Source organism: Pseudomonas sp. F007, from assembly GCF_057814275.1.
The window spans coordinates 764,198-785,586 of record NZ_JBVATA010000001.1 but is presented as its reverse complement, the minus strand read 5'-3'; the positions used below and the strand labels follow the sequence as shown (position 1 = coordinate 785,586).

22 protein-coding genes and 1 other RNA gene are annotated in these 21,389 nt (G+C 60.4%); 17 read left to right on the top strand and 6 right to left on the bottom strand.

The genetic code is table 11. The features are described 5' to 3' along the window. Positions 1-51: 51 nt before the first annotated feature. Positions 52-948 carry a GlxA family transcriptional regulator gene (locus ACZYR5_RS03690; RefSeq protein WP_489088469.1) on the bottom strand — a complete coding sequence of 299 codons (897 nt, stop codon included), beginning with the start codon at positions 946-948 and terminating at the stop codon, positions 52-54. Positions 949-1,191: 243 nt separating this feature from the next. Between ACZYR5_RS03690 and ACZYR5_RS03685 the strand changes: the two genes are divergently transcribed. Then, entirely contained in the window at positions 1,192-2,328 is a 1,137-nt protein-coding gene (locus ACZYR5_RS03685) for an acyl-CoA dehydrogenase family protein (protein WP_489087866.1), read from the top strand. Between the two features lie 103 nt (positions 2,329-2,431). Here ACZYR5_RS03685 and ACZYR5_RS03680 read toward each other — a convergent pair whose 3' ends face one another. After that, positions 2,432-3,472, bottom strand: coding sequence for an NADP(H)-dependent aldo-keto reductase (locus ACZYR5_RS03680; protein WP_489087867.1), 1,041 nt, complete (start codon positions 3,470-3,472; stop codon positions 2,432-2,434). Positions 3,473-3,717: 245 nt separating this feature from the next. Between ACZYR5_RS03680 and rplM the strand changes: the two genes are divergently transcribed. From rplM to ACZYR5_RS03645, 7 genes are all read left to right on the top strand, one after another. Next, positions 3,718-4,146, top strand: coding sequence for a 50S ribosomal protein L13 (gene rplM, locus ACZYR5_RS03675; RefSeq protein WP_489087868.1), 429 nt, complete (start codon positions 3,718-3,720; stop codon positions 4,144-4,146). A 14-nt stretch (positions 4,147-4,160) separates the two neighbouring features. Next, entirely contained in the window at positions 4,161-4,553 is a 393-nt protein-coding gene (gene rpsI / locus ACZYR5_RS03670; protein WP_003228056.1) for a 30S ribosomal protein S9, read from the top strand. A gap of 253 nt (positions 4,554-4,806) precedes the next feature. Further along, positions 4,807-5,400, top strand: a complete 594-nt coding sequence (gene petA, locus ACZYR5_RS03665) for a ubiquinol-cytochrome c reductase iron-sulfur subunit (protein ID WP_489087869.1) — start codon at positions 4,807-4,809, stop codon at positions 5,398-5,400. Next, positions 5,400-6,611, top strand: a complete 1,212-nt coding sequence (locus tag ACZYR5_RS03660) for a cytochrome b (protein ID WP_095146673.1) — start codon at positions 5,400-5,402, stop codon at positions 6,609-6,611. The genes petA and ACZYR5_RS03660 overlap by 1 nt, the downstream gene beginning before the upstream one ends. Next, complete coding sequence (locus ACZYR5_RS03655) at positions 6,611-7,393, top strand: cytochrome c1 (RefSeq protein ID WP_027619549.1); 783 nt, start codon at positions 6,611-6,613, stop codon at positions 7,391-7,393. Before ACZYR5_RS03660 ends, ACZYR5_RS03655 begins: the two co-directional genes overlap by 1 nt. Before the next feature lie 150 nt (positions 7,394-7,543). Then, a complete protein-coding gene (locus ACZYR5_RS03650) occupies positions 7,544-8,161 on the top strand; it encodes a glutathione S-transferase N-terminal domain-containing protein (protein WP_027619550.1) in 618 nt (205 codons plus the stop codon). Positions 8,162-8,177: 16 nt separating this feature from the next. After that, complete coding sequence (locus tag ACZYR5_RS03645) at positions 8,178-8,591, top strand: ClpXP protease specificity-enhancing factor (RefSeq protein WP_489087870.1); 414 nt, start codon at positions 8,178-8,180, stop codon at positions 8,589-8,591. Between the two features lie 54 nt (positions 8,592-8,645). Here ACZYR5_RS03645 and ACZYR5_RS03640 read toward each other — a convergent pair whose 3' ends face one another. The 4 genes from ACZYR5_RS03640 to ACZYR5_RS03625 all read right to left on the bottom strand — a co-directional run bounded on the left by ACZYR5_RS03640 (position 8,646) and on the right by ACZYR5_RS03625 (position 12,089). Then, positions 8,646-9,224, bottom strand: coding sequence for a BON domain-containing protein (locus ACZYR5_RS03640; RefSeq protein WP_489087871.1), 579 nt, complete (start codon positions 9,222-9,224; stop codon positions 8,646-8,648). Next, positions 9,221-9,814, bottom strand: coding sequence for a phosphoheptose isomerase (locus tag ACZYR5_RS03635; protein WP_489087872.1), 594 nt, complete (start codon positions 9,812-9,814; stop codon positions 9,221-9,223). Before ACZYR5_RS03635 ends, ACZYR5_RS03640 begins: the two co-directional genes overlap by 4 nt. 101 nt (positions 9,815-9,915) lie before the next feature. Then, complete coding sequence (locus tag ACZYR5_RS03630) at positions 9,916-10,278, bottom strand: YraN family protein (protein WP_489087873.1); 363 nt, start codon at positions 10,276-10,278, stop codon at positions 9,916-9,918. Next, a complete protein-coding gene (locus ACZYR5_RS03625; protein WP_489087874.1) occupies positions 10,278-12,089 on the bottom strand; it encodes a penicillin-binding protein activator in 1,812 nt (603 codons plus the stop codon). The genes ACZYR5_RS03630 and ACZYR5_RS03625 overlap by 1 nt, the downstream gene beginning before the upstream one ends. 209 nt (positions 12,090-12,298) lie before the next feature. Between ACZYR5_RS03625 and rsmI the strand changes: the two genes are divergently transcribed. From rsmI to mraY, 9 genes are all read left to right on the top strand, one after another. After that, on the top strand, positions 12,299-13,174 hold the full coding sequence (rsmI, locus tag ACZYR5_RS03620; RefSeq protein ID WP_489087875.1) for a 16S rRNA (cytidine(1402)-2'-O)-methyltransferase: 876 nt from the start codon (positions 12,299-12,301) through the stop codon (positions 13,172-13,174). Between the two features lie 72 nt (positions 13,175-13,246). Next, positions 13,247-13,600, top strand: an RNA gene (rnpB, locus tag ACZYR5_RS03615) — RNase P RNA component class A. Positions 13,601-14,054: 454 nt separating this feature from the next. Then, positions 14,055-14,510 carry a division/cell wall cluster transcriptional repressor MraZ gene (mraZ, locus tag ACZYR5_RS03610; protein ID WP_011063319.1) on the top strand — a complete coding sequence of 152 codons (456 nt, stop codon included), beginning with the start codon at positions 14,055-14,057 and terminating at the stop codon, positions 14,508-14,510. Continuing rightward, a complete protein-coding gene (gene rsmH / locus ACZYR5_RS03605; RefSeq protein WP_489087876.1) occupies positions 14,507-15,454 on the top strand; it encodes a 16S rRNA (cytosine(1402)-N(4))-methyltransferase RsmH in 948 nt (315 codons plus the stop codon). The genes mraZ and rsmH overlap by 4 nt, the downstream gene beginning before the upstream one ends. After that, complete coding sequence (ftsL, locus tag ACZYR5_RS03600; RefSeq protein WP_489087877.1) at positions 15,451-15,744, top strand: cell division protein FtsL; 294 nt, start codon at positions 15,451-15,453, stop codon at positions 15,742-15,744. Before rsmH ends, ftsL begins: the two co-directional genes overlap by 4 nt. Further along, on the top strand, positions 15,744-17,483 hold the full coding sequence (locus tag ACZYR5_RS03595) for a peptidoglycan D,D-transpeptidase FtsI family protein (protein ID WP_489088470.1): 1,740 nt from the start codon (positions 15,744-15,746) through the stop codon (positions 17,481-17,483). Before ftsL ends, ACZYR5_RS03595 begins: the two co-directional genes overlap by 1 nt. After that, the gene (locus tag ACZYR5_RS03590; protein WP_489087878.1) at positions 17,483-18,946 is read left to right on the top strand and encodes a UDP-N-acetylmuramoyl-L-alanyl-D-glutamate--2,6-diaminopimelate ligase; all 1,464 of its coding nucleotides are present in this window, start codon (positions 17,483-17,485) and stop codon (positions 18,944-18,946) included. The genes ACZYR5_RS03595 and ACZYR5_RS03590 overlap by 1 nt, the downstream gene beginning before the upstream one ends. After that, entirely contained in the window at positions 18,939-20,306 is a 1,368-nt protein-coding gene (locus ACZYR5_RS03585; RefSeq protein WP_489087879.1) for a UDP-N-acetylmuramoyl-tripeptide--D-alanyl-D-alanine ligase, read from the top strand. The genes ACZYR5_RS03590 and ACZYR5_RS03585 overlap by 8 nt, the downstream gene beginning before the upstream one ends. After that, positions 20,306-21,388, top strand: a complete 1,083-nt coding sequence (gene mraY / locus ACZYR5_RS03580; RefSeq protein ID WP_489087880.1) for a phospho-N-acetylmuramoyl-pentapeptide-transferase — start codon at positions 20,306-20,308, stop codon at positions 21,386-21,388. Before ACZYR5_RS03585 ends, mraY begins: the two co-directional genes overlap by 1 nt. Position 21,389 lies beyond the last annotated feature (1 nt).

Genomic DNA, 21,389 nt, shown 5'->3' with positions numbered 1-21,389 from the left:
GCACAAAAAAGGGCCTGCAATGCAGGCCCTTTTTTTGTGTTGCGCCCGGGGTCAGGCTGCCTGCTGGAACTGCTGGCGATACTGGTTTGGCGACAGTTCGGTGTGTTGGCGGAACAGCCGTGCGAAGAAGCTCGCATCGTCGTAGCCGACTTCATAGCTGATGGTCTTGATGCTTTTGCGACTGCCTGACAGCAGGCCCTTGGCGGTTTCAATGCGCAGCCTTTGCAGGTAGTGCAGCGGCTTGTCGCCGGTGGCGGTCTGGAAGCGGCGCATGAAGTTGCGAATGCTCATGCCGTGTTCGCGGGCGACGTCCTCGAAGCGGAACTTGTCGGCGAAATGCTCTTCGAGCCAGTGCTGGATCTGCAGGATGATCACGTCCTGGTGCAGTTTCTGCCCGCCAAAGCCGATGCGGCCGGGGGAATAGCTGCGCTGCACTTCGTAGAGAATGTCACGGGCGACGGCCTGGGCGACGTTGGCGCCGCAAAAGCGCTCTATCAGATAGATGTACAGGTCACAGGCCGAAGTGGTGCCTCCTGCGCAAAACAGGTTGTCGGCATCCGTGAGGTGCTTGTCCTTGTTCAGTTGGACGTTGGGGAAACGCTCTTCGAAGGCATTGAAGAAGCGCCAGTAGGTGGTCGCCTCCTTGCCATCCAGCAGGCCCGCTTCGGCGAGCCAGAATACGCCAGTTGCCTCACCACAGAGCACCGCGCCTCGTGCGTGCTGTTCGCGCAGCCACGGCAGGACCTGTGGATAACGCTGGCAAATGGTTTCGAAGTCGTCCCAGAAGGCCGGGAGGATGATCACATCGGTATTTTCCAGGCCGCCGTCCACCGGCATCAGCACATCGCTGAAGCTGTTGACGGGTTTGCCGTCGGGACTGACCACGCGGGTCTCAAAGCCGGGAGTAAGGCCCTGGCCCTGTTGCTTGCCATAGCGCAGGCTGGCCAGATGGAAGAAATCCTTGGCCTGCATGAGTGTGTAGGCAAAAACCCGGTCGATCGCCAGGATGCTGACGCGCCGCAAGGGCGCAGAGGATTGGATAGACATAATTCAATTTATTCTTATAGGGGAAAGTGGTCACCAAGCGGCTGGATCGTCTTATTTTTTGGCGGATGTGTCCAGTGTCCTGTTGCAGGTGCTCGGCTTAGTCTCTGGATTCATTTTCGGCCAACAATAATTACAGGTGCCCCGATGATCCCCAGAACCCTGCTCAGCTCCGAGCACGAATTGTTCCGCGACAGCGTACGAACCTTCCTCGAAAAAGAAGCGGTGCCGTTCCATGCGCAGTGGGAAAAGCAGGGTTTCATCGATCGTGCGTTGTGGAATAAAGCCGGGGAGGCGGGGATGCTCTGCTCCCATCTGCCGGAAGAATATGGCGGCCTGGGCGCGGACTTTCTCTACAGCGCAGTGGTGATCGAGGAGGTCGGGCGCCTGGGGTTGACCGGCATCGGTTTTTCCCTGCATTCGGACATTGTTGCGCCGTACATCCTGCATTACGGCAGTGAAGCCTTGAAACACAAATACCTGCCCAAGTTGGTGTCCGGGGAAATGGTCACCGCGATCGCCATGACTGAACCTGGTGCGGGTTCCGATCTGCAAGGGGTGAAGACCACCGCGGTGCTGGAGGGCGACGAGTACGTGATCAATGGCTCAAAGACCTTTATCACCAACGGCTTCCTGGCGGACCTGGTGATAGTCGTGGCCAAGACCGATCCCAAGGCGGGCGCCAAGGGCACCAGCCTGTTTCTGGTGGAAGCCAACACGCCGGGTTTCGACAAGGGCAAGCGCCTGGAGAAGGTGGGGATGAAGGCCCAGGACACTTCCGAACTGTTCTTCCAGGACGTGCGGGTGCCCAAGGAGAACTTGCTGGGGCAGGCCGGGATGGGCTTTGCCTACCTGATGCAGGAGTTGCCTCAGGAGCGGTTGACGGTGGCTGTCGGTGGCCTGGCTTCGGCGGAAGCGGCGTTGCAGTGGACCCTCGAATACACCCGCGAGCGCAAGGCGTTCGGCAAGTCGATCGCGGACTTCCAGAACACCCGCTTCAAGCTGGCGGAAATGGCCACGCAAATCCAGATCGGCCGGGTGTTTGTCGATCGCTGTCTGGAACTGCACCTGCAAGGCAAGCTCGATGTGCCAACCGCCGCGATGGCCAAGTATTGGGGGACCGACCTGCAATGCCAGGTGCTCGACGAGTGCGTGCAACTGCATGGCGGCTACGGCTTCATGTGGGAATACCCGATCGCCCGGGCCTGGGCGGATGCGCGGGTGCAGCGGATCTATGCCGGGACCAATGAGATCATGAAGGAGATCATTGCGCGGTCGCTTTGATCTGCGGTGACTGGGCGGACGCCATCGCGAGCAGGCTCGCTCCCACAGGTACGGCGTAATACCTGTGGGAGCGAGCCTGCTGGCGAATGGCCCTATGAATCAATCAAGGCGCAGGATTCGGATGATCCTTGTGAATCGCCTCGATCCCCTCCAGCACCTCATCCGACAACTTCAAGTCAAAACTGGCAATGTTGCTGTCCAGTTGCTCAAGGGTGGTTGCGCCAATGATGTTGCTGGTGACGAACGGTTGCTGGGTGACGAACGCCAGGGCCATTTGTGCCGGATCCAGGCCGTGTTGGCGGGCCAGTGCCACATAGCGGCTGCAGGCGGCTTCCGACTGCGGGTTGAAGTAGCGGCTGAAGCGGCTGTAGAGGCTCAGGCGGCCTTTTGGTGGGCGTGCGCCACCTTCGTATTTGCCGGAGAGGAAACCGAACGCCAGCGGCGAGTAGGCGAGCAGGCCGCACTGTTCGCGAATGGCGATTTCCGCCAGGCCCACCTCGAAGCTGCGGTTGAGCAGGTTGTAGGGGTTCTGGATGGTCACCGCGCGTGGCCAGCCGCGGGCTTCGGCCAGGGCGAGGAAGCGCATGGTGCCCCAAGGGGTTTCGTTGGACAGACCGATGTGGCGGATCTTGCCGGCCTTGACCTGTTCGTCCAGCGCTTCGAGGGTGTCTTCGAGCGGCGTCAGGTTGACCTCGCTCTTGTGCTTGTAGCCCAGTTGGCCGAAGAAGTTGGTGCTGCGCTCCGGCCAGTGCAACTGGTAGAGGTCGATCCAGTCGGTCTGCAGGCGCTTGAGGCTGGCGTCTAGGGCCTGGACGATGTGTTCGCGGTTGTGCTTGAGGTGGCCGTCGCGGATGTAATCGATGGTGTTGCCCGGACCGGCGATCTTGCTGGCCAGGACCCAGTCGGCGCGATCGCCACGGCTCTTGAAATAGTTGCCGATATAACGCTCGGTGCTGGCGTAAGTCTCGGCTTTTGGCGGCACCGGATACATCTCGGCGGTGTCGAGAAAGTTGATCCCGGCGCCCTTGGCTCTCTCGATCTGGGCGAAGGCCTCGGCCTCGCTGTTCTGCTCACCCCAGGTCATGGTCCCGAGGCAGATGGCGCTGACATTGAGGTCGGTGCGGCCTAGCTGGCGATAGTCCATCGGGTGCTCCCTTGGCAAAACAATCATAAAAGCAGGTTGAAATATTTTTCGCAATCTGCATAATTGCGCACCTCTTTCTGCAGTGGAAGTGATGCGCCGCCGCCGAAGAATCTTGCCGTTGAACGGACGCGCCGACCCGAGCCCCCGAAAGCGTCTGTATCCGGCTGCCTTTGACTTGTCAAAGTACGCACTATTCAGTAAGATCCGCCGTCTAAATTTACAGGCGGCCCCTGAGGCTATAAAGAATGAAAACTTTTACTGCTAAACCGGAAACAGTACAGCGCGAGTGGTTCGTCGTCGACGCTGCTGGTCAGACCCTGGGTCGTCTGGCCACCGAAATCGCGAGCCGTCTGCGTGGCAAGCACAAGCCTGAGTACACTCCTCACGTTGACACCGGCGACTACATCGTCGTAATCAACGCCGAGCAGATCCGTGTTACCGGTGCTAAAACCACTGACAAAATGTACTACTCCCACTCCGGTTTCCCGGGCGGCATCAAGTCGATCAACTTTGAAAAGCTGATCGCCAAAGCCCCTGAGCGCGTGATCGAGACCGCGGTTAAAGGCATGCTGCCTAAGAACCCGCTGGGTCGTGACATGTACCGTAAGCTGAAAGTCTATGCGGGCGCTGCACACCCTCATACTGCTCAGCAGCCCCAAGAACTGAAGATTTAACGGAATAGTTCATTATGTCGGCGACTCAAAATTACGGCACTGGCCGTCGCAAGACCGCAACCGCACGCGTTTTCCTGCGTCCGGGCACTGGTAACATCTCCATCAACAACCGCTCCCTGGATAACTTCTTCGGTCGCGAAACTGCCCGCATGGTAGTTCGTCAGCCGCTGGAATTGACCGAGACCGTCGAGAAGTTCGACATCTACGTCACCGTTATCGGCGGTGGTGTAAGTGGTCAAGCTGGCGCAATCCGCCACGGTATCACTCGTGCCCTGATGGACTACGACGAAACTCTGCGCAGCGCTCTGCGTAAAGCTGGCTTCGTAACCCGTGACGCACGTGAAGTTGAACGTAAGAAAGTTGGTCTGCGTAAAGCGCGTAAGCGTCCGCAGTACTCGAAGCGTTAATTCGCTCTCGCGTTCAAAGCGCCCAGTCTCCTCACGGAGCTGGGCGTTTTTTATGGGCGATGTTTTTTCGGTGTGACAACTTGCCACAGCCACAGAGGCCCTATACTACAAGGCTTGAGGGTTCTGACGGGTGGTAATTACCTTGTCAGAATTGGGGCTTTTCATTACCATTCTGCAAAATTTTTATAAGTACAGATTTTTACTTAGTAGATGCCTGATTTAACAGGCCACAAAGCTGATGGGAGAGGACTGGATGAGCAATGACGGCGTGAATACAGGCCGGCGTCGCTTCTTGGTAGCAGCCACATCCGTGGTGGGTGCTGCAGGAGCGGTGGGGGCTGCGGTCCCGTTCGTGGGTTCATGGTTTCCCAGTGCCAAGGCGAAAGCCGCAGGTGCACCGGTGAAAGTGAATGTCAGCAAGATCGAGCCAGGCCAGCAATTGATTGCTGAGTGGCGCGGCCAGCCGGTGTTCATTGTCCGCCGTACCCCGGAAATTCTCGGCAATCTCACGAAGATCGAGGGTGACCTCTCCGATCCGGAATCCAAGGCCTCGGTACAACCGGCCTACGTGGACCCGAAGACGCGCTCGATCAAGCCAGAGGTTCTGCTGCTGATCGGTATCTGCACCCACCTGGGCTGCTCGCCGACCTTCCGTCCAGAAGTGGCACCAGCCGACCTGGGTCCGAAATGGGTGGGTGGCTACTTCTGCCCATGCCACGGTTCCCACTACGACCTGGCTGGCCGTGTCTACAAGTCGCAGCCTGCGCCTTTGAACCTGCCAGTTCCCCCGCATTCCTATGAGTCGGACGAGATCATTATCGTCGGCGTCGATACGGAGAAAGCGTGATGAGCAAGTTCATGGATTGGGTTGATGCGCGCTTCCCCGCGACCAAGATGTGGGAAGACCATCTCAGCAAGTATTACGCCCCGAAGAACTTCAACTTCTTCTATTTCTTTGGCTCCCTGGCACTGCTGGTTCTGGTCAACCAGATCGTTACCGGTGTCTGGCTGACCATGAGCTACACCCCGTCGGCGGAAGAGGCGTTTGCCTCCGTCGAATACATCATGCGCGACGTCGAGTACGGCTCGATCCTGCGTCTGCTGCACTCCACCGGCGCTTCGGCGTTCTTCATCGTGGTCTACCTGCACATGTTCCGTGGCCTGCTCTACGGTTCGTACCAGAAGCCGCGTGAACTGGTGTGGGTGTTCGGCATGCTGATCTACCTGGCGCTGATGGCGGAAGCCTTCATGGGCTACCTGCTGCCATGGGGCCAGATGTCCTACTGGGGTGCCCAGGTGATCATCTCGCTGTTCGGTGCGATCCCGGTCATCGGTGACGACCTGACCCAATGGATCCGCGGTGACTACCTGATCTCGGGCATCACCCTGAACCGCTTCTTCGCCCTGCACGTGGTCGCCTTGCCGATCGTGATCCTCGGCCTGGTGGTGCTGCACGTCCTGGCCCTGCACGAAGTCGGCTCGAACAACCCGGATGGCGTGGACATCAAGAAATACAAAGACGAAAACGGCGTACCGCTGGACGGCATTGCCTTCCACCCGTACTACACCGTGAAAGATATCGTCGGCGTGGTGGTGTTCCTGTTCATCTTCTGCTCGATCGTGTTCTTCTTCCCGGAAATGGGCGGTTACTTCCTGGAAAAACCGAACTTTGAAGTGGCAAACGCCTTCAAGACACCAGAGCACATCGCTCCGGTCTGGTACTTCACCCCGTTCTACGCGATCTTGCGTGCGGTGCCGGACAAGCTCCTGGGCGTTATCGCCATGGGTGCCGCGATTGCCGTCCTGTTCGTCCTGCCATGGCTTGACCGCAGCCCGGTCAAATCCATGCGCTACAAGGGCTGGCTGAGCAAGATCTGGTTGTGGGTATTCTGCATTTCGTTCGTGATCCTGGGTGTACTGGGGGTTCTGGCGCCAACGCCGGGTCGTACGCTGCTGTCGCAGGTGTGCACCTTCCTGTACTTCGCCTACTTCATTCTGATGCCGTTCTACACCCGGCTCGAGAAGACAAAACCGGTTCCGGAAAGGGTGACTGGCTGATGAAAAAGCTATTTGCTGTACTGATTCTTGCTGCACTGCCTGTCTTCTCCTTCGCGGCTGAACACGGTGGTCCCGAGCTGGAAAAAGTCGATATCGACGTCTCCGATAAAGCGGCAATGCAAGATGGCGCACGCACGTTCGCCAACTACTGCATGGGCTGCCACAGTGCCAAGTTCCAGCGCTATGAACGCGTCGCTGACGATCTGGGTATCCCCCACGATCTGATGCTCAAGAACCTGGTGTTCACCGGCGCCAAGATCGGCGACCACATGAGCATCGGCATGCAGCCGGCAGACGCAAAGGCCTGGTTCGGCGCTGCGCCGCCGGACCTGACCCTGGTGGCTCGCGTCCGTGGTACTGACTGGCTGTACGGTTACCTGAAGTCGTTCTACGAAGATCCTGCACGCCCTTGGGGTGTGAACAACAAGGTCTTCCCGAACGTCGGCATGCCTAACGTGCTGGTCGGCCTGCAAGGTCGCCAGGTCGTAGGCTGCAAGCAGGTGCAGATCGTCGAAGACGGCAAGAAGCAATATGATCCGCTGACCGGTACGCCGCTGACTCATGAAGCGTGCGATCAGCTGACCATCGTGCCGAAGTCCGGTGCTCTCACCGAAGAGCAGTTCGATGAGAAGGTCAAGAATCTGGTAACCTTCCTCGCTTACTCGGCTAACCCGGTTAAGCTGGAGCATCAACGCATTGGTACCTACGTACTGTTGTACCTGGCGTTCTTCTTCGTATTCGCTTACTTGCTCAAGCGCGAATACTGGAAAGATGTTCACTGATAAAGCTTCAAGCAATTGCTGTTAACCGCGCGCGCCCAAGGGCGTCTCTGAAAACGTGACAGGCCTGGTCAAACAGGTGTTACGGGAGGCGCCCTCTGGGCGCGCGCGTTTTTCCGCTTACGAATATTTCCACAAGCGAGGAGGACCGCCATGGGCGTGACCAATCGGTTGGCCTGTTACTCCGACCCCGCCGACCACTATTCCCACCGAGTGCGCATCGTACTGGCAGAGAAGGGTGTCAGCGCCGAGATCATCAGCGTGGAGGCGGGTCGTCAGCCGCCTAAACTGATCGAAGTGAACCCGTATGGCAGCTTGCCCACCCTGGTCGATCGCGACCTGGCGTTGTGGGAGTCGACGGTGGTGATGGAATATCTGGATGAGCGTTACCCGCATCCGCCGCTGCTGCCGGTCTATCCCGTGGCGCGTGCGAACAGTCGTCTGCTGATGCACCGCATCCAGCGCGACTGGTGCGGCCTGGTGGATCTGATCCTGGATTCGCGCACCAAGGAGCCTGCGCGTGCGCAGGCGCGCAAAGAGTTGCGTGAAAGCCTGACGGGCGTTTCGCCGCTGTTCGCCGACAAACCGTTTTTCCTCAGTGAGGAACAAAGTCTGGTGGATTGCTGCCTATTGCCCATACTCTGGCGTTTGCCGATTCTGGGTATTGAACTGCCGCGGCCAGCCAAGCCGCTGCTTGATTATATGGAGCGCCAGTTTGCGCGTGAGACATTCCAGGCGAGCCTGTCTGCTGTCGAACGCGACATGCGCTAAGGCTTAAGGAGCCACTATGAACTCCAGTCGACCTTATCTGGTCCGTGCGCTCTATGAGTGGATTGTGGATAACGATTGCACCCCGCATATGCTGGTCAATTCCGAGTTCCCTTCGGTGCAGGTGCCGCAGGGTTTTGCCAGCGACGGACAGATCGTCCTCAACGTGTCGCCGGCTGCCGTGCGTCATTTGCATATGGATAACGACGCGGTGAGCTTTGAAGGTCGCTTCGGCGGCGTGCCGCACACCCTGTACGTGCCTGTGGCGGCGATCCTGGGTATTTATGCTCGGGAGAATGGCCAGGGCATGGTGTTCGACCTGGAGTCGCCGGTAGGTGATGAGGACGAGATCGAGCCGGAAGACGATCTGCCGCCACCCGACGACGAGCCACCGCGCCCAAGCGGGCGGCCAAGCCTGAAAGTGGTGAAGTAATAAAAAAGGCGATCCGGATGGATCGCCTTTTTTGTGCCTGCCGTTCGGCTTACATCAGTCGATGTACTCGAACAGTTTGACGATTTTCTGTACCCCGGAAACGCCCTGTACCAGATTGGTGGCCTGGGCGGCTTCCTGTTTGGTCAGCAGGCCGAGCAGGTAGACGATGCCGTTTTCGGTGACGACCTTGATGCGTGAGCCGGGAATGTTGGCGTCGGCCAGCATCTGGGTCTTGATCTTGGTGGTCAGCCAGGCGTCGTTGTTGCGCGCCAGCAGCGACGAAGGCTGCATCACCTGCAGTTCGTTGTGCACGGTCTTGACCCGCTGCACGGCCGCTGCGGCCTGTTCGGCCTGGGCCTTGAGGTCGGCGCGGGGCGTTTGCCCGGCCAGCAGCACGACGCCGTTGAAGCTGGTGACGACAATGTGCGACTTGCTGTCCAGGTCCGGGTTGGCCTTGGCAACGTTGACGCCGACCTTGGTCTCGATCAGCGAATCGTCGATCTTGCTGCCGAAGGTGCGGGTGCCGCGGTCGTCTTGAATGGGGCTTTCACGGCTGGCGGTAACCACCGAGGTGCAACCGCTGATGCCGAGGCACAGGGTCAGGGCCAGAAGGCCTAGGCGATTAGGGGTCATTCTTCACTCCCGAACAGTTGGCTATCGATCAAGTCGCAGAGGCAGTGGATCGCCAGCAAGTGGACTTCCTGAATGCGTGCGGTGACGTTGGCCGGTACGCGAATCTCGACGTCTTCCGGCAACAGCAGCGAGGCCATGCCGCCGCCATCGCGTCCGGTCAATGCTACGACAATCATTTCGCGATCATGTGCGGCCTGGATCGCCTGAATTATGTTGGCCGAGTTGCCGCTGGTGGAAATCGCCAGCAGGACGTCGCCAGGTTGGCCCAGGGCGCGAATCTGCTTGGAGAAGATTTCGTTGTAGCTGTAGTCGTTGGCAATCGAGGTGATGGTCGAGCTGTCGGTGGTCAGGGCGATGGCCGGCAGGCTCGGGCGCTCGCGCTCGAAGCGGTTGAGCAGCTCGGAGGAGAAGTGCTGGGCATCGCCGGCCGAGCCGCCGTTGCCGCAAGCGAGCATCTTGCCTTCGTTTAGCAGGGCGTCGACCATGACCTGGCTGGCTTGCTCGATGTGCGGTGCAAGTACGTCCATCGCCTGTTGCTTGGTATCGATGCTGGCCTGAAAAAGCTGGCGAATTCGGGATTGCATGTCCATCTGTGTGACCTTAAGTGGCGCGGCCTGGTGGCACCGCAATGTGCGGCCCGCAAAGCAAAGAGCAAGAGTTGTGGGTAAAAAACGGCCAAGCCCGAGAGCGTTCAGCTATCAAAGGCGTTCCGTAGCCAGTTCAGATCGGCTGCAGTGCTGTCTATGGCAACCACATCGAAACGGCAGGGAGAGTCGGCCCAGCGTGCCTCGCTCTGCAGAAAATACTGCGCGGCGAGAATCAGTTTTTCGCGCTTGCGCGCATCGATGCTGCCGAGCGCGCCACCCCATTGGGTGTGTTGTCTGTAGCGGACTTCGACGAATACTACTGTATCGCCGTCAAGCATGACCAGATCAAGCTCGCCGCGTTTACACAACCAGTTCTGCGCCAGCAGGCGCAGACCCTGTTGCTGGAGATGCTCGAGCGCCTGGCGCTCGGCATCTCGTCCGCTTTGCTGGCGTGACCTGTCGGGCATCAGCGTGGCGTGTCAGGCAGGCGCTGAACCTGGCCACTGACGAACTGCGCCCATGGCAACTGGCGTTGCACGCGCTGGGTCGGGCCCATGCTCAGGTTGCCCGACTGGCCTTCGATGGTGCTGTCCGGCAGGGCCTTGAGTTGACCCAGGCGTGGCGCCAGGCGGTAAGCGTCGACGCCCATGGCGTACAGGCGGCCCAGGCTGCTGTTGGCTTGCGGCCATTGGGCGGCCACTTGCTGGCGCAGTGGGTCGCTGGTGCTGAGCAGCCATGGGGTTTCGCAGAAGCGAATGCCGTTCATGTCGTTGTACTGGTTCTGGTCGCCGCTCGCACTGTAGACATGGGAAGTGGCGTAGACCGGTACATCGCCGGCGTACTGGAAGTTCAGCGTCGGCTTGATCTGTTGGGCCTGTTGCGGTGTCGAGGCGAGGAAGATGAACTCGATGTCCTGACGGCGCGAAGGTTGTGCGGCGACCGGGGTGCCTACCGTGCTTTGCAGGCTCTTGGCGCGACCTTCGCTCTGGCGCAGTTGGAACAGATCAGCGATCTGCTGGGCCAGTTGCACGGGTTGGTCGACACGCTCGATACCGATAATACTGCCGCCGTTGGCCTGCCAGTCCTGGCTGAAAGCCTTCAATACGCGGTCGCCCCATTCGCCTTTCGGCACCAGTACAGCGGCGCGATGCAGGCCGTCGGCACGGGCGCGGCGCGATACTTCGCGTGCTTCGTCTTCAGCGGCCAGGCCGAACTGGAACAATTGCGCCGGACCTTGTTCACCTTCGCTGTAGTTCAGGGCCAGGGTGGTGATCGGCAGTTGCGGGCGGGTGCTGAGTTGTTTGACCAGTGGTTTTTCCAGCGGGCCGACCACCAGTTGCACGCCGTCGGCTTGCGCCTTGCGATAGAAGTCATCCAGCGAGGTCAGGCGCGAGCTGTCGTAGAACTCGATGGCCGGCGGGTTCTGCCCGGCCTGTTGCGCCTGGTAGTGCGCGGCCATGAAGCCTTCACGCAGCGCCTTGGCAACCGATGCCAGGGGGCCTTCCTGCGGCAGCAGCAGGCCGATCTTGGCCAATGGCTGGCTGGCCAGTTGTTTGAGCTGGGTCAGCGCCAGTGGCAACTGCAGGGCGGCCGGGTGTTTCGAGTGCTGGGCCTTCCAGGTGTCGATGGCGGCCTGTTGGGACTCCAGGGTGCCGGCAGTTTTTACCGCGACCGCCAGGCTCATCCAGCCGCCGAGCTCATCGTCGGTAATGGGCTGCAGTTGATCGGTAGGCAGGGAGGCAATCAGGGCCCAGATGGCTTCGTGATTCTTGCTGGCAGCGTCGCCTTTCATCATTGGCGCGATGGCGATCCGCTCGCGTGCTGCGGCCAGGGTCTGGCCATCGGCTTCGAGAGCACGTGCGCGAACGATGCCGGTGCGCACCTGCTGTTCGTCCGGCAACTCACTGAGGCGTTGCAGGCTCGGGTGGCTGAGGGCGGTCAGCGCCGCCTTGGGCTGGTTGCGGGTCATCGCCAGCTCGGCGGCCAGGGTGCTGGCAAACACCTGTTGGCCTGGCTTGAGTTGGTCCACCGGGACCTGTTGCAGGATTTGCGCGGATTGTCCGGCATTGCCCTGGCGATACGCCAGGTCGGCCGCGCTCAGGCGCAGCAGGGCAGCCTTCTCCGGATTGGTGCTGGTGGCAGCCTGTTCGAGCAGTTGCTCGATACTGGCATCGGCCGTCCGTGGAAGGTCGCCAAGGCTGGACGAGGGCGAGCTGGCGCAAGCCGCCAACAGGGCAGCGAGGCAGAGGGCAGTGAACAGCCGCAGGCAAGCGATCATGTAAGTGTTCCTGATACTCGATCAAATTAGCGTGGAATTGTACCCAAGCACTGGCCGGGGCGCGATGTTGCTGGCGTGAAACGTGCAATTTAGGTCGTGTAAATGTTGCTCGGTTCACTAAAAGGTAGCTGGCGAGGATGACAGTGGCGCGCATCTGCCGGGCATCTACGCGCTACAATGGCGCTTTTACCGACCATGAGGTGTGCGCTTTGACTGCTCCAGGTGCTTTGAATTCCGCTGCTGGCTCGCTTTATGTGGTGGCGACGCCCATCGGCAACCTGGACGACATCAGTGCCCGTGCGCTGAAAATCTTGCGTGAAGTGGCATTGATCGCGGCGGAAGATACCCGCCACTCGCAGCGCTTGATGCAGCACTTCGGCATCGCCACGCCGCTGGCAGCCTGCCACGAACACAACGAGCGCGACGAAGGCAGTCGCTTTATTACTCGACTGCTGGCTGGCGACAATGTCGCGCTGATTTCCGATGCCGGCACGCCGCTGATCTCCGATCCCGGCTATCACCTCGTGCGCCAGGCGCGGGCGGCGGGCATCAATGTGGTACCGGTGCCTGGCGCCTGCGCGTTGATCGCCGCCTTGTCGGCGGCGGGCTTGCCGTCGGATCGCTTCATCTTCGAAGGTTTCCTGCCAGCCAAGGCCGTTGGTCGACGCGCGCGCCTGGACGCTATAAAGGAAGAACCGCGCACACTGATCTTCTATGAGGCGCCGCACCGGATCCTCGAATGCCTGCAGGACATGGAACTGGTGTTCGGTCCCGAGCGTCCCGCCCTGTTGGCGCGCGAATTGACCAAGACCTTCGAAACCCTCAAGGGTCTGCCGCTTGCCGAACTTCGTGGATTCGTCGAGAGCGACAGCAATCAGCAGCGTGGCGAGTGCGTGGTGCTGGTGGCGGGCTGGACGGCGCCACAGAGTGAAGAGGCGGTCAGCAGCGAAGCGATGCGGGTGCTGAATCTGTTGTTGGAAGAGATGCCGCTCAAGCGCGCGGCGGCATTGGCGGCGCAAATCACCGGTGAGCGCAAGAACGTGCTTTATCAGGTTGCCCTGGATAAACAGAAGGGCGAGCAATAACGGGGCTTGCAGAGCGGCAAAAGGCTTTTATTGCTTGTTCTTCGGGCGTTGTGCCGTTAGCATTCGCGCCGGAGAGTCGATCGGACAGTCGCTGCCCTCTATGAAAATTAGGGGGGGGAGGAAAGTCCGGGCTCCATAGGGCGAAGTGCCAGGTAACGCCTGGGAGGCGCGAGCCTACGGAAAGTGCCACAGAAAACAACCGCCTAAGCGCTTCGGCGCCGGTAAGGGTGAAAAGGTGCGGTAAGAGCGCACCGCACGACTGGCAACAGTTCGTGGCTAGGTAAACCCCACTTGGAGCAAGACCAAATAGGGTCCCAAGGCGTGGCCCGCGCTGGGACCGGGTAGGTTGCTAAAGGTGTCCAGTGATGGCCATCGTAGACGAATGACTGTTCAAGACAGAACCCGGCTTACAGATCGACTCTCCACCTTTTTTCGCTGTTGTGCTTGTATTACGGGCATGGCAGCTTGGTATTATCGGTGTCATGTCAGTACCACTTGCTGGTGACACAACTTGATACTGATATGCCATCACCTCCGGCTTCACCCCTTTGTAGAGGCGCGCGTGTAGTAGCAATTACCCACCCCTGCTGAATCACTAGCAGAAGCGCTTTTGTAATACCGAAAAAATCTTACTCTTAATAAATTACTTTAACTTCCGGACGTAGCCTCTTGCGCTGCCTGAAGTTGCTGGTCGTGTTCACTCCCCAAATATCCGTAACCCCTTCTTTTACTCAGTTAAATCGCCGATCTGTAAGGATTTTCCTTTACTGCGCGCCTTGACGGTGCGGTGGGCGCATTCCTATAGTGTGCGCAAGTGGCGGAAAGTGGCATGAAGTGGGTTTTTTGAGCGCAAAACGCTAGAATTTGGAGAAACGCTGACGTGTTTCGCGGAGCTAACGCTATCAGTCTCGATGCAAAGGGCCGTCTCGCTATGCCGAGCCGGTACCGTGACGAGCTGGTTTCGCGAAGTTCCGGGCAATTGATCGTGACGATCGATGCCGTTGACCCCTGTTTATGTGTGTACCCCCTCGATGAGTGGGAGCTTATTGAAACCAAATTGCGCGCACTGCCTTCGCTCCGCGAAGAGAACCGTCGCCTGCAACGTTTGCTGATTGGTAATGCCGTCGACCTAGAGCTCGATGGCAGTGGTCGTTTTCTGGTTCCGCCGCGGTTGCGTGAATATGCCAAGTTGGATAAACGCGCAATGTTGGTGGGCCAACTGAACAAGTTCCAACTATGGGACGAGGATGCCTGGAACGCAGTATCTGCTGCGGACCTGGCTGCTATTCAACAACCGGGCGCCATGCCTGACGAACTGCGTGATTTGATCCTGTGACTATTGATAGCGGCTTTAACCACATCACCGTACTGCTTGACGAAGCCGTCGAGGCTCTCGCCGTACGCCCTGATGGCTGCTATCTCGATGGCACGTTCGGGCGTGGCGGCCATAGCCGCCTGATTCTCAGCCAGCTCGGTCCCGATGGCCGGCTCCTGGGGTTCGACAAGGATCCACAGGCGATTGCCACCGGGCAAACGCTAGCGGCCGAAGACGGCCGCTTTGTCGTTGTGCAGCGCAGCTTTGCCGAACTCGGTTCGGAAGTCGCCGAGCGCGGCCTGGCCGGCAAGGTCAGCGGCGTGCTGCTCGACCTGGGTGTGTCTTCGCCGCAGCTCGACGACCCTGAGCGTGGCTTCAGCTTCCTCAATGATGGCCCGCTGGACATGCGCATGGACCCGTCCCGCGGGATCAGCGCTGCCGAATTCGTCAACACCGCACCTGTCGAAGAAATTGCCCGCGTTTTCAAGGAGTACGGCGAAGAACGCTTCTCCGGTCGCATGGCGCGTGCCGTGGTCGAGCGCCGCGACGTCAAGCCGTTCGAACGTACCGGCGACCTGGCCGAAGTCCTGAAAGTCGCCAACCCGGCGTGGGAAAAGGGCAAGAACCCGGCGACCCGTGCCTTCCAGGGTCTGCGCATTCACGTCAACAACGAACTGGGCGACCTCGAAGCCGGCCTTGATGCCGCGCTCGAGGCGCTGGAAGTCGGTGGCCGGCTGGTCGTCATCAGCTTTCACTCGCTGGAAGACCGCATCGTCAAATTGTTCATGCGCAAACTGGTCAAGGGCGAAAGCGACAACCTGCCGCGCAACCTGCCGGTGCGTTTCGAAGCCTTCGAGCCGAAAATCAAGGTCCATGGCAAAGCGCAGTTCGCCGGAGAAGCCGAACTCAAGGCCAACCCACGTTCCCGTAGCGCGGTCATGCGTGTGGCGGAGAAACTTCGGTGAGCAAGCTTTTCGCCAAGCCACTTCCCGGCGGAAGCTTTTTCATGTTTCTGCTATTTATAGGCGTGCTCGTTTCGGCGATCGCGGTGTCCTACAGCGCCCACTGGAACCGCCAACTGCTGAACTCGCTGTACAGCGAGCTGAGTGTGCGCGACAAGGCGCAGGCGGAGTGGGGCCGGTTGATTCTCGAACAGAGCACCTGGACGGCCCACAGCCGCATCGAAGTGCTGGCCACCGAACAACTGAAAATGCGCATTCCCGGCGCCGCTGAAGTGCAGATGGTGGCGCCATGATGAAGCTCGAAGGTGGTCTGTTCCCCTGGCGCTTTCGCCTGGTCCTGGGCTTGCTCGGGATCATGGTCGCGGCAATCGCCTGGCGCATCATCGACCTGCAAGTGGTTGACCGTGCCTTCCTTAAAGGCCAGGGCGATGCACGCAGCGTCCGTCACATCCCGATTCCCGCGCACCGTGGCCTGATCACTGACCGTAACGGCGAACCGCTGGCGGTGAGTACCCCGGTGACCACCCTCTGGGCCAACGCCAAGGAAATGCAAACGGCCAAAGACAAGTGGCCTGCGCTGGCGGCAGCCCTGGGTCAGGATCCAAAAGCCCTGGCTGAGCGTCTTGAAGCCCAGGCCAACAAGGAATTCATCTATCTGGTGCGCGGCCTGACCCCCGAACAGGGCCAGGTGGTGCTCGACCTCAAGGTGCCGGGCGTCTACGGCATCGAAGAGTTCCGGCGCTTCTATCCCGCCGGCGAAGTCACCGCACACATGGTCGGCTTTACCGACATCGACGACCACGGTCGTGAAGGGGTCGAGCTGGCCTATGACGAATGGCTGGCCGGCGTACCGGGTAAACGCCAGGTCATCAAGGACCGGCGCGGCAGACTGATCAAGGACGTCCAGGTCACCAAAAACGCCAAGGCCGGCAAGCCCTTGGCGTTGTCGATTGACCTGCGCCTGCAATACCTGGCTAACCGCGAGCTGCGCAACGCGATCATCGAAAACGGTGCCAAGGCCGGCAGCCTGGTGATCATGGACGTCAAGTCCGGCGAGATCCTGGCCATGGTCAACCAGCCGACCTATAACCCGAACAACCGTCGCAACCTGCAGCCGGCGATGATGCGTAACCGCGCGATGATCGACGTGTTCGAGCCGGGTTCGACCATGAAAGCCATCTCCATGAGCGCCGCCCTGGAAACCGGGCGCTGGAAGCCGAGTGACACCGTCGAGGTGTACCCGGGCTCCCTGCAGATCGGCAAATACACCATCAAGGACGTGTCCAAGAGCGAAGGCCCGGTGCTCGACCTGACCGGCATCCTGATCAACTCCAGTAACGTCGGCATGAGCAAGATCGCCTTCGATATCGGCGGCGAAGCGATTTTCCGCCTGGCGCAACGCATCGGCCTGGGTCAGGACACCGGCCTCGGCTTCCCGGGTGAGCGGGTCGGCAACTTGCCGAACTATCGCGAGTGGCGCAAGGCCGAGACGGCGACGCTGTCCTATGGCTACGGCATCTCGGTGACCGCCATCCAGTTGGTCCACGCCTTCTCGGCGCTGGCCAACAATGGTCGCATCGCGCCGCTGACCCTGATCAAGACCGACAAGCCGCCGCAGACCACTCAGGTGATTCCGGAGAAGGTCGCGAAAACCATGCAGGGCATGCTGCAGCAAGTGATCGAGGCGCCGCGCGGGGTATTCCGTGCGCAGGTGCCGGCTTATCACGTCGCAGGCAAGTCCGGTACCGCGCGCAAGACGTCGGTCGGCACCAAGGGCTACGCCGAGAACTCCTACCGTTCGCTGTTCGCCGGCTTCGGCCCGATGAGCGATCCGCGTTTTGCCATCGTCGTGGTGATCGACGAGCCTAGCAAGGCCGGTTACTTCGGTGGCCTGGTATCGGCTCCGGTGTTCTCCAAAGTCATGTCGGGCACCCTGCGCCTGATGAATATTTCCCCGGACAATCTGCCGCCGACCCAACAGGCCAACGCCACACCGGTAGTCCCGCTTAAAGCCAATGGAGGGCGCGGCTGATGTCTCTGAGCCTGAACAAGATTTTCGCCCACGCCGGCCACGATCTGCTGATTCGCGAACTGACCCTGGACAGCCGCAATGTGCGCGCTGGCGACCTGTTCCTGGCTGTGCCGGGCGGCAAGGTCGATGGTCGAGCGCACATCGCCGATGCCCTGCAACGTGGTGCGGCCGCCGTGGCCTATGAAGTGGAAGGGGCGACCGTCCTGCCGATCACCGACGTCCCGCTGATTCCGGTCAAGGGCCTGGCCGCGCAGTTGTCGGACATCGCCGGGCGTTTCTACGGTGAGCCGAGCCATCACCTCAATCTGGTCGGCGTGACCGGGACCAATGGCAAGACCAGCGTGACCCAACTGGTTGCGCAAGCGCTTGACCTGTTGGGCCAGCATTGCGGCATCGTCGGCACTCTGGGCAGCGGCTTTTATGGCGCGCTGCAAAGCGGCCTGCACACCACGCCGAACCCGATTGCCATGCAGGCGACCCTGGCCGACCTGAAGAAGGCAGGGGCCAAGGCGGTGGCCATGGAAGTTTCTTCCCATGGCCTGGATCAGGGGCGTGTCAGTGCGCTGGCGTTCGACGTGGCCGTGATGACCAACCTGTCCCGCGATCACCTGGATTACCACGGCACCATGCAGGCCTACAGCGAAGCCAAGGCCAAGCTGTTCGCCTGGAATGACCTGAAGTGCCGGGTGGTGAACCTGGACGATGAATTCGGCCGGCAGTTGGCCGCCGAAAAACGTGAATCGCGGCTGATCAGCTACAGCCTGGAAGATGCCAGCGCCTACCTGTATTGCCGCGAAGCCCGCTTCGACGACGAAGGTGTGCGCGCCACGCTGGTGACGCCGCAGGGCGAGCACCATCTGCGCAGCACCTTGCTCGGTCGTTTCAATTTGAGCAACGTGCTGGCTGCAGTCGGCGCCTTGCTCGGCCTGGATTACGCACTGGACGAGATCCTGCGGGTACTGCCCAAGCTCGAAGGCCCGGTCGGCCGCATGCAGCGTCTTGGTGGTGGCAGCCAGCCTCTGGTGGTGGTCGATTACGCCCATACCCCGGATGCCCTGGAAAAAGTCCTGACCGCTTTGCGCCCCCACGCCAAGGGCCAGTTGCTGTGCCTGTTCGGTTGCGGTGGTGATCGCGATCGCGGCAAGCGCCCGCTGATGGCCGAAGTGGTCGAGCGTCTGGCCGATGGCGTGCTGGTCACCGATGACAATCCGCGCACCGAAGACCCGGCACAGATTTTCGACGATATCCGCGCCGGTTTTACTGCTGTGGATAAGGTGCGTTTTGTCCCGGGCCGTGGCCCGGCGATTGCCCAGATCATTGCCAGCGCCAGCGCTGATGACGTGATTGTGCTGGCCGGCAAAGGCCACGAGGACTACCAGGAAATCAATGGCCAGCGCCATGCCTTCTCTGATCTGGTCGAAGCCGATCACGCCCTGACCGCTTGGGAGGTGGCCCATGCTTAAGCCTCTGACCTTGAGCGACGTGGCAGCAGCACTGGCCGGCCGGGTGATCGGCGCAAACAGCCGTTTCGACGGCGTCAGCATCGACAGCCGGGCCATCCAGCCGGGCCAGTTGTTTGTCGCCTTGAGCGGTCCGCGTTTCGACGGTCACGATTACCTCAACGAAGTTGCAGCCAAAGGCGCAGTTGCCGCGTTGGTGGAGCGTGAAGTGCCGAACTCGGCGCTGCCGCAACTGCTGGTAAAAGACACTCGCCAGGCGCTGGGTCAACTCGGCGCGCTGAATCGCGCGGCCTATGACAAGCCTGTCGCGGCGATCACCGGTTCCAGCGGCAAGACCACGGTCAAGGAGATGCTCGCGAGCATCTTGCGCACCCGCGGTCCGGTGTTGGCCACCCGTGGCAACTTGAACAACGACCTCGGTGTGCCCCTGACCCTGCTCGAACTGGCCCCGGAGCACAGCGCAGCGGTCATCGAACTCGGCGCCTCGCGCCTCGGTGAAATTGCCTACACCGTGGCCATGACCAAGCCTCATGTTGCCGTGCTCAACAATGCCGGGACCGCCCACGTCGGCGAATTCGGCGGGCCCGACAAAATCGTCGAAGCCAAGGGCGAAATTATCGAGGGCCTGGGTGCCGACGGCATCGCTGTGCTGAATCTGGACGACAAGGCCTTCGCCATCTGGAAAAACCGCGCAGCCGGTCGCCAGGTGCTGACCTTTGCCCTGGAAAACAGCCAGGCTGACTTTTATGCCAGCGACCTGGGCCGCGATGCCCGGGGTTGCCCGTCCTTCACGTTGCACAGCCCGATGGGTGCCGAACCGGTCCAGTTGAACCTGCTGGGCACCCATAACGTGGCCAATGCCCTGGCCGCTGCGGCCGCCGCCCATGCCCTCGGCGTGTCGCTGTTTGGCATCGTTACCGGGCTGAATGCAGTGCAACCGGTCAAGGGTCGTGCAGTCGCGCAATTAGCCAGCAACGGCATGCGCGTGATTGATGATTCTTACAACGCAAACCCCACCTCCATGTGCGCTGCCGTTGATATACTGGCCGGCTTTTCCGGTCGCACTGTTCTGGTGCTCGGAGATATCGGCGAGTTGGGCGAATGGGCGGAGCAGGGGCACCGCGATGTGGGCGCTTATGCCCGCGGCAAGGTATCCGCGTTGTACGCCGTGGGTCCGTTGATGGCGCACGCCGTCGCGGCTTTCGGTGAGCAGGCCCGTCATTTTGCCAATCAGGCCGAACTGATTGCGGCGCTCGGCGCCGAAACCGATTCAAACACCACCATTTTGATCAAGGGCTCGCGCAGCGCGGCGATGGAAAACATCGTGGCGGCGTTGTGCGGTTCGAGCGGGGAGAAACATTAATGCTGCTGCTGCTAGCGGAGTATCTGCAACAGTTCTACAAGGGCTTCGCGGTCTTCCAGTACCTGACCCTGCGCGGGATTCTCGGCGTACTGACCGCGTTGTCGTTGTCGCTGTGCTTTGGCCCGTGGATGATCCGTACCCTGCAGAACCGTCAGATTGGCCAGGCGGTGCGTAACGATGGCCCGCAATCGCACCTGTCGAAATCCGGCACCCCGACCATGGGTGGCGCGCTGATCCTGTCCGCCATCGGCGTAAGCACCTTGCTCTGGGCTGACCTGACCAACCGTTACGTCTGGGTCGTGCTGCTGGTGACCCTGCTGTTCGGTGCCATTGGCTGGGTCGACGATTACCGCAAAGTCATCGAGAAGAACTCTCGTGGCCTGCCGAGTCGCTGGAAGTATTTCTGGCAATCGGTGTTCGGCCTCGGCGCGGCGATCTTCCTTTATATGACCGCGCCAACCGCGGTAGAAACCACCCTGATCCTGCCGATGCTCAAGGACTACAGCATTGCGCTGGGCGCGGGCTTCATCGTCCTCACCTACTTCGTGATCGTCGGTTCGAGCAACGCGGTCAACCTGACTGACGGCCTCGACGGCCTGGCGATCATGCCGACGGTGATGGTCGGCGGCGCACTGGGGATCTTCTGCTACCTGTCGGGCAACGTGAAGTTCGCCGAATACCTGCTGATTCCTTATGTACCGGGCGCCGGTGAGCTGATCGTGTTCTGCGGCGCACTGATCGGCGCGGGCCTGGGCTTTCTCTGGTTCAACACCTATCCAGCCCAGGTGTTCATGGGCGACGTCGGCGCGCTGGCACTGGGCGCTGCGCTGGGCACCATCGCGGTGATCGTGCGCCAGGAAATCGTTCTGTTCATCATGGGCGGCGTGTTCGTGATGGAAACCCTGTCGGTGGTCATCCAAGTTGCCTCTTTCAAACTGACCGGTCGCCGGGTGTTCCGCATGGCGCCGATTCACCACCACTTTGAACTCAAGGGCTGGCCCGAGCCTCGGGTGATCGTCCGTTTCTGGATCATCACCGTGATTCTCGTGCTGTTTGGCCTTGCCACCCTGAAACTGAGGTAGA

Excerpts from the sequence above, each read along its gene's own strand:
- rplM (WP_489087868.1), top strand. The coding sequence starts at position 3,718 with ATGAAAACTTTTACTGCTAAACCGGAAACAGTACAGCGCGAGTGGTTC.
- mraY (WP_489087880.1), top strand. The coding sequence starts at position 20,306 with ATGCTGCTGCTGCTAGCGGAGTATCTGCAACAGTTCTACAAGGGCTTC.
- ACZYR5_RS03585 (WP_489087879.1), top strand. The coding sequence starts at position 18,939 with ATGCTTAAGCCTCTGACCTTGAGCGACGTGGCAGCAGCACTGGCCGGC.
- ACZYR5_RS03640 (WP_489087871.1), bottom strand. The coding sequence starts at position 9,224 with ATGACCCCTAATCGCCTAGGCCTTCTGGCCCTGACCCTGTGCCTCGGC.
- ACZYR5_RS03630 (WP_489087873.1), bottom strand. The coding sequence starts at position 10,278 with ATGCCCGACAGGTCACGCCAGCAAAGCGGACGAGATGCCGAGCGCCAG.
- ACZYR5_RS03680 (WP_489087867.1), bottom strand. The coding sequence starts at position 3,472 with ATGGACTATCGCCAGCTAGGCCGCACCGACCTCAATGTCAGCGCCATC.
- petA (WP_489087869.1), top strand. The coding sequence starts at position 4,807 with ATGAGCAATGACGGCGTGAATACAGGCCGGCGTCGCTTCTTGGTAGCA.
- ACZYR5_RS03685 (WP_489087866.1), top strand. The coding sequence starts at position 1,192 with ATGATCCCCAGAACCCTGCTCAGCTCCGAGCACGAATTGTTCCGCGAC.
- ACZYR5_RS03625 (WP_489087874.1), bottom strand. The coding sequence starts at position 12,089 with ATGATCGCTTGCCTGCGGCTGTTCACTGCCCTCTGCCTCGCTGCCCTG.
- rpsI (WP_003228056.1), top strand. The coding sequence starts at position 4,161 with ATGTCGGCGACTCAAAATTACGGCACTGGCCGTCGCAAGACCGCAACC.
- ACZYR5_RS03660 (WP_095146673.1), top strand. The coding sequence starts at position 5,400 with ATGAGCAAGTTCATGGATTGGGTTGATGCGCGCTTCCCCGCGACCAAG.
- ACZYR5_RS03645 (WP_489087870.1), top strand. The coding sequence starts at position 8,178 with ATGAACTCCAGTCGACCTTATCTGGTCCGTGCGCTCTATGAGTGGATT.
- ACZYR5_RS03595 (WP_489088470.1), top strand. The coding sequence starts at position 15,744 with ATGAAGCTCGAAGGTGGTCTGTTCCCCTGGCGCTTTCGCCTGGTCCTG.
- ACZYR5_RS03655 (WP_027619549.1), top strand. The coding sequence starts at position 6,611 with ATGAAAAAGCTATTTGCTGTACTGATTCTTGCTGCACTGCCTGTCTTC.
- ACZYR5_RS03635 (WP_489087872.1), bottom strand. The coding sequence starts at position 9,814 with ATGGACATGCAATCCCGAATTCGCCAGCTTTTTCAGGCCAGCATCGAT.
- ACZYR5_RS03590 (WP_489087878.1), top strand. The coding sequence starts at position 17,483 with ATGTCTCTGAGCCTGAACAAGATTTTCGCCCACGCCGGCCACGATCTG.
- ACZYR5_RS03650 (WP_027619550.1), top strand. The coding sequence starts at position 7,544 with ATGGGCGTGACCAATCGGTTGGCCTGTTACTCCGACCCCGCCGACCAC.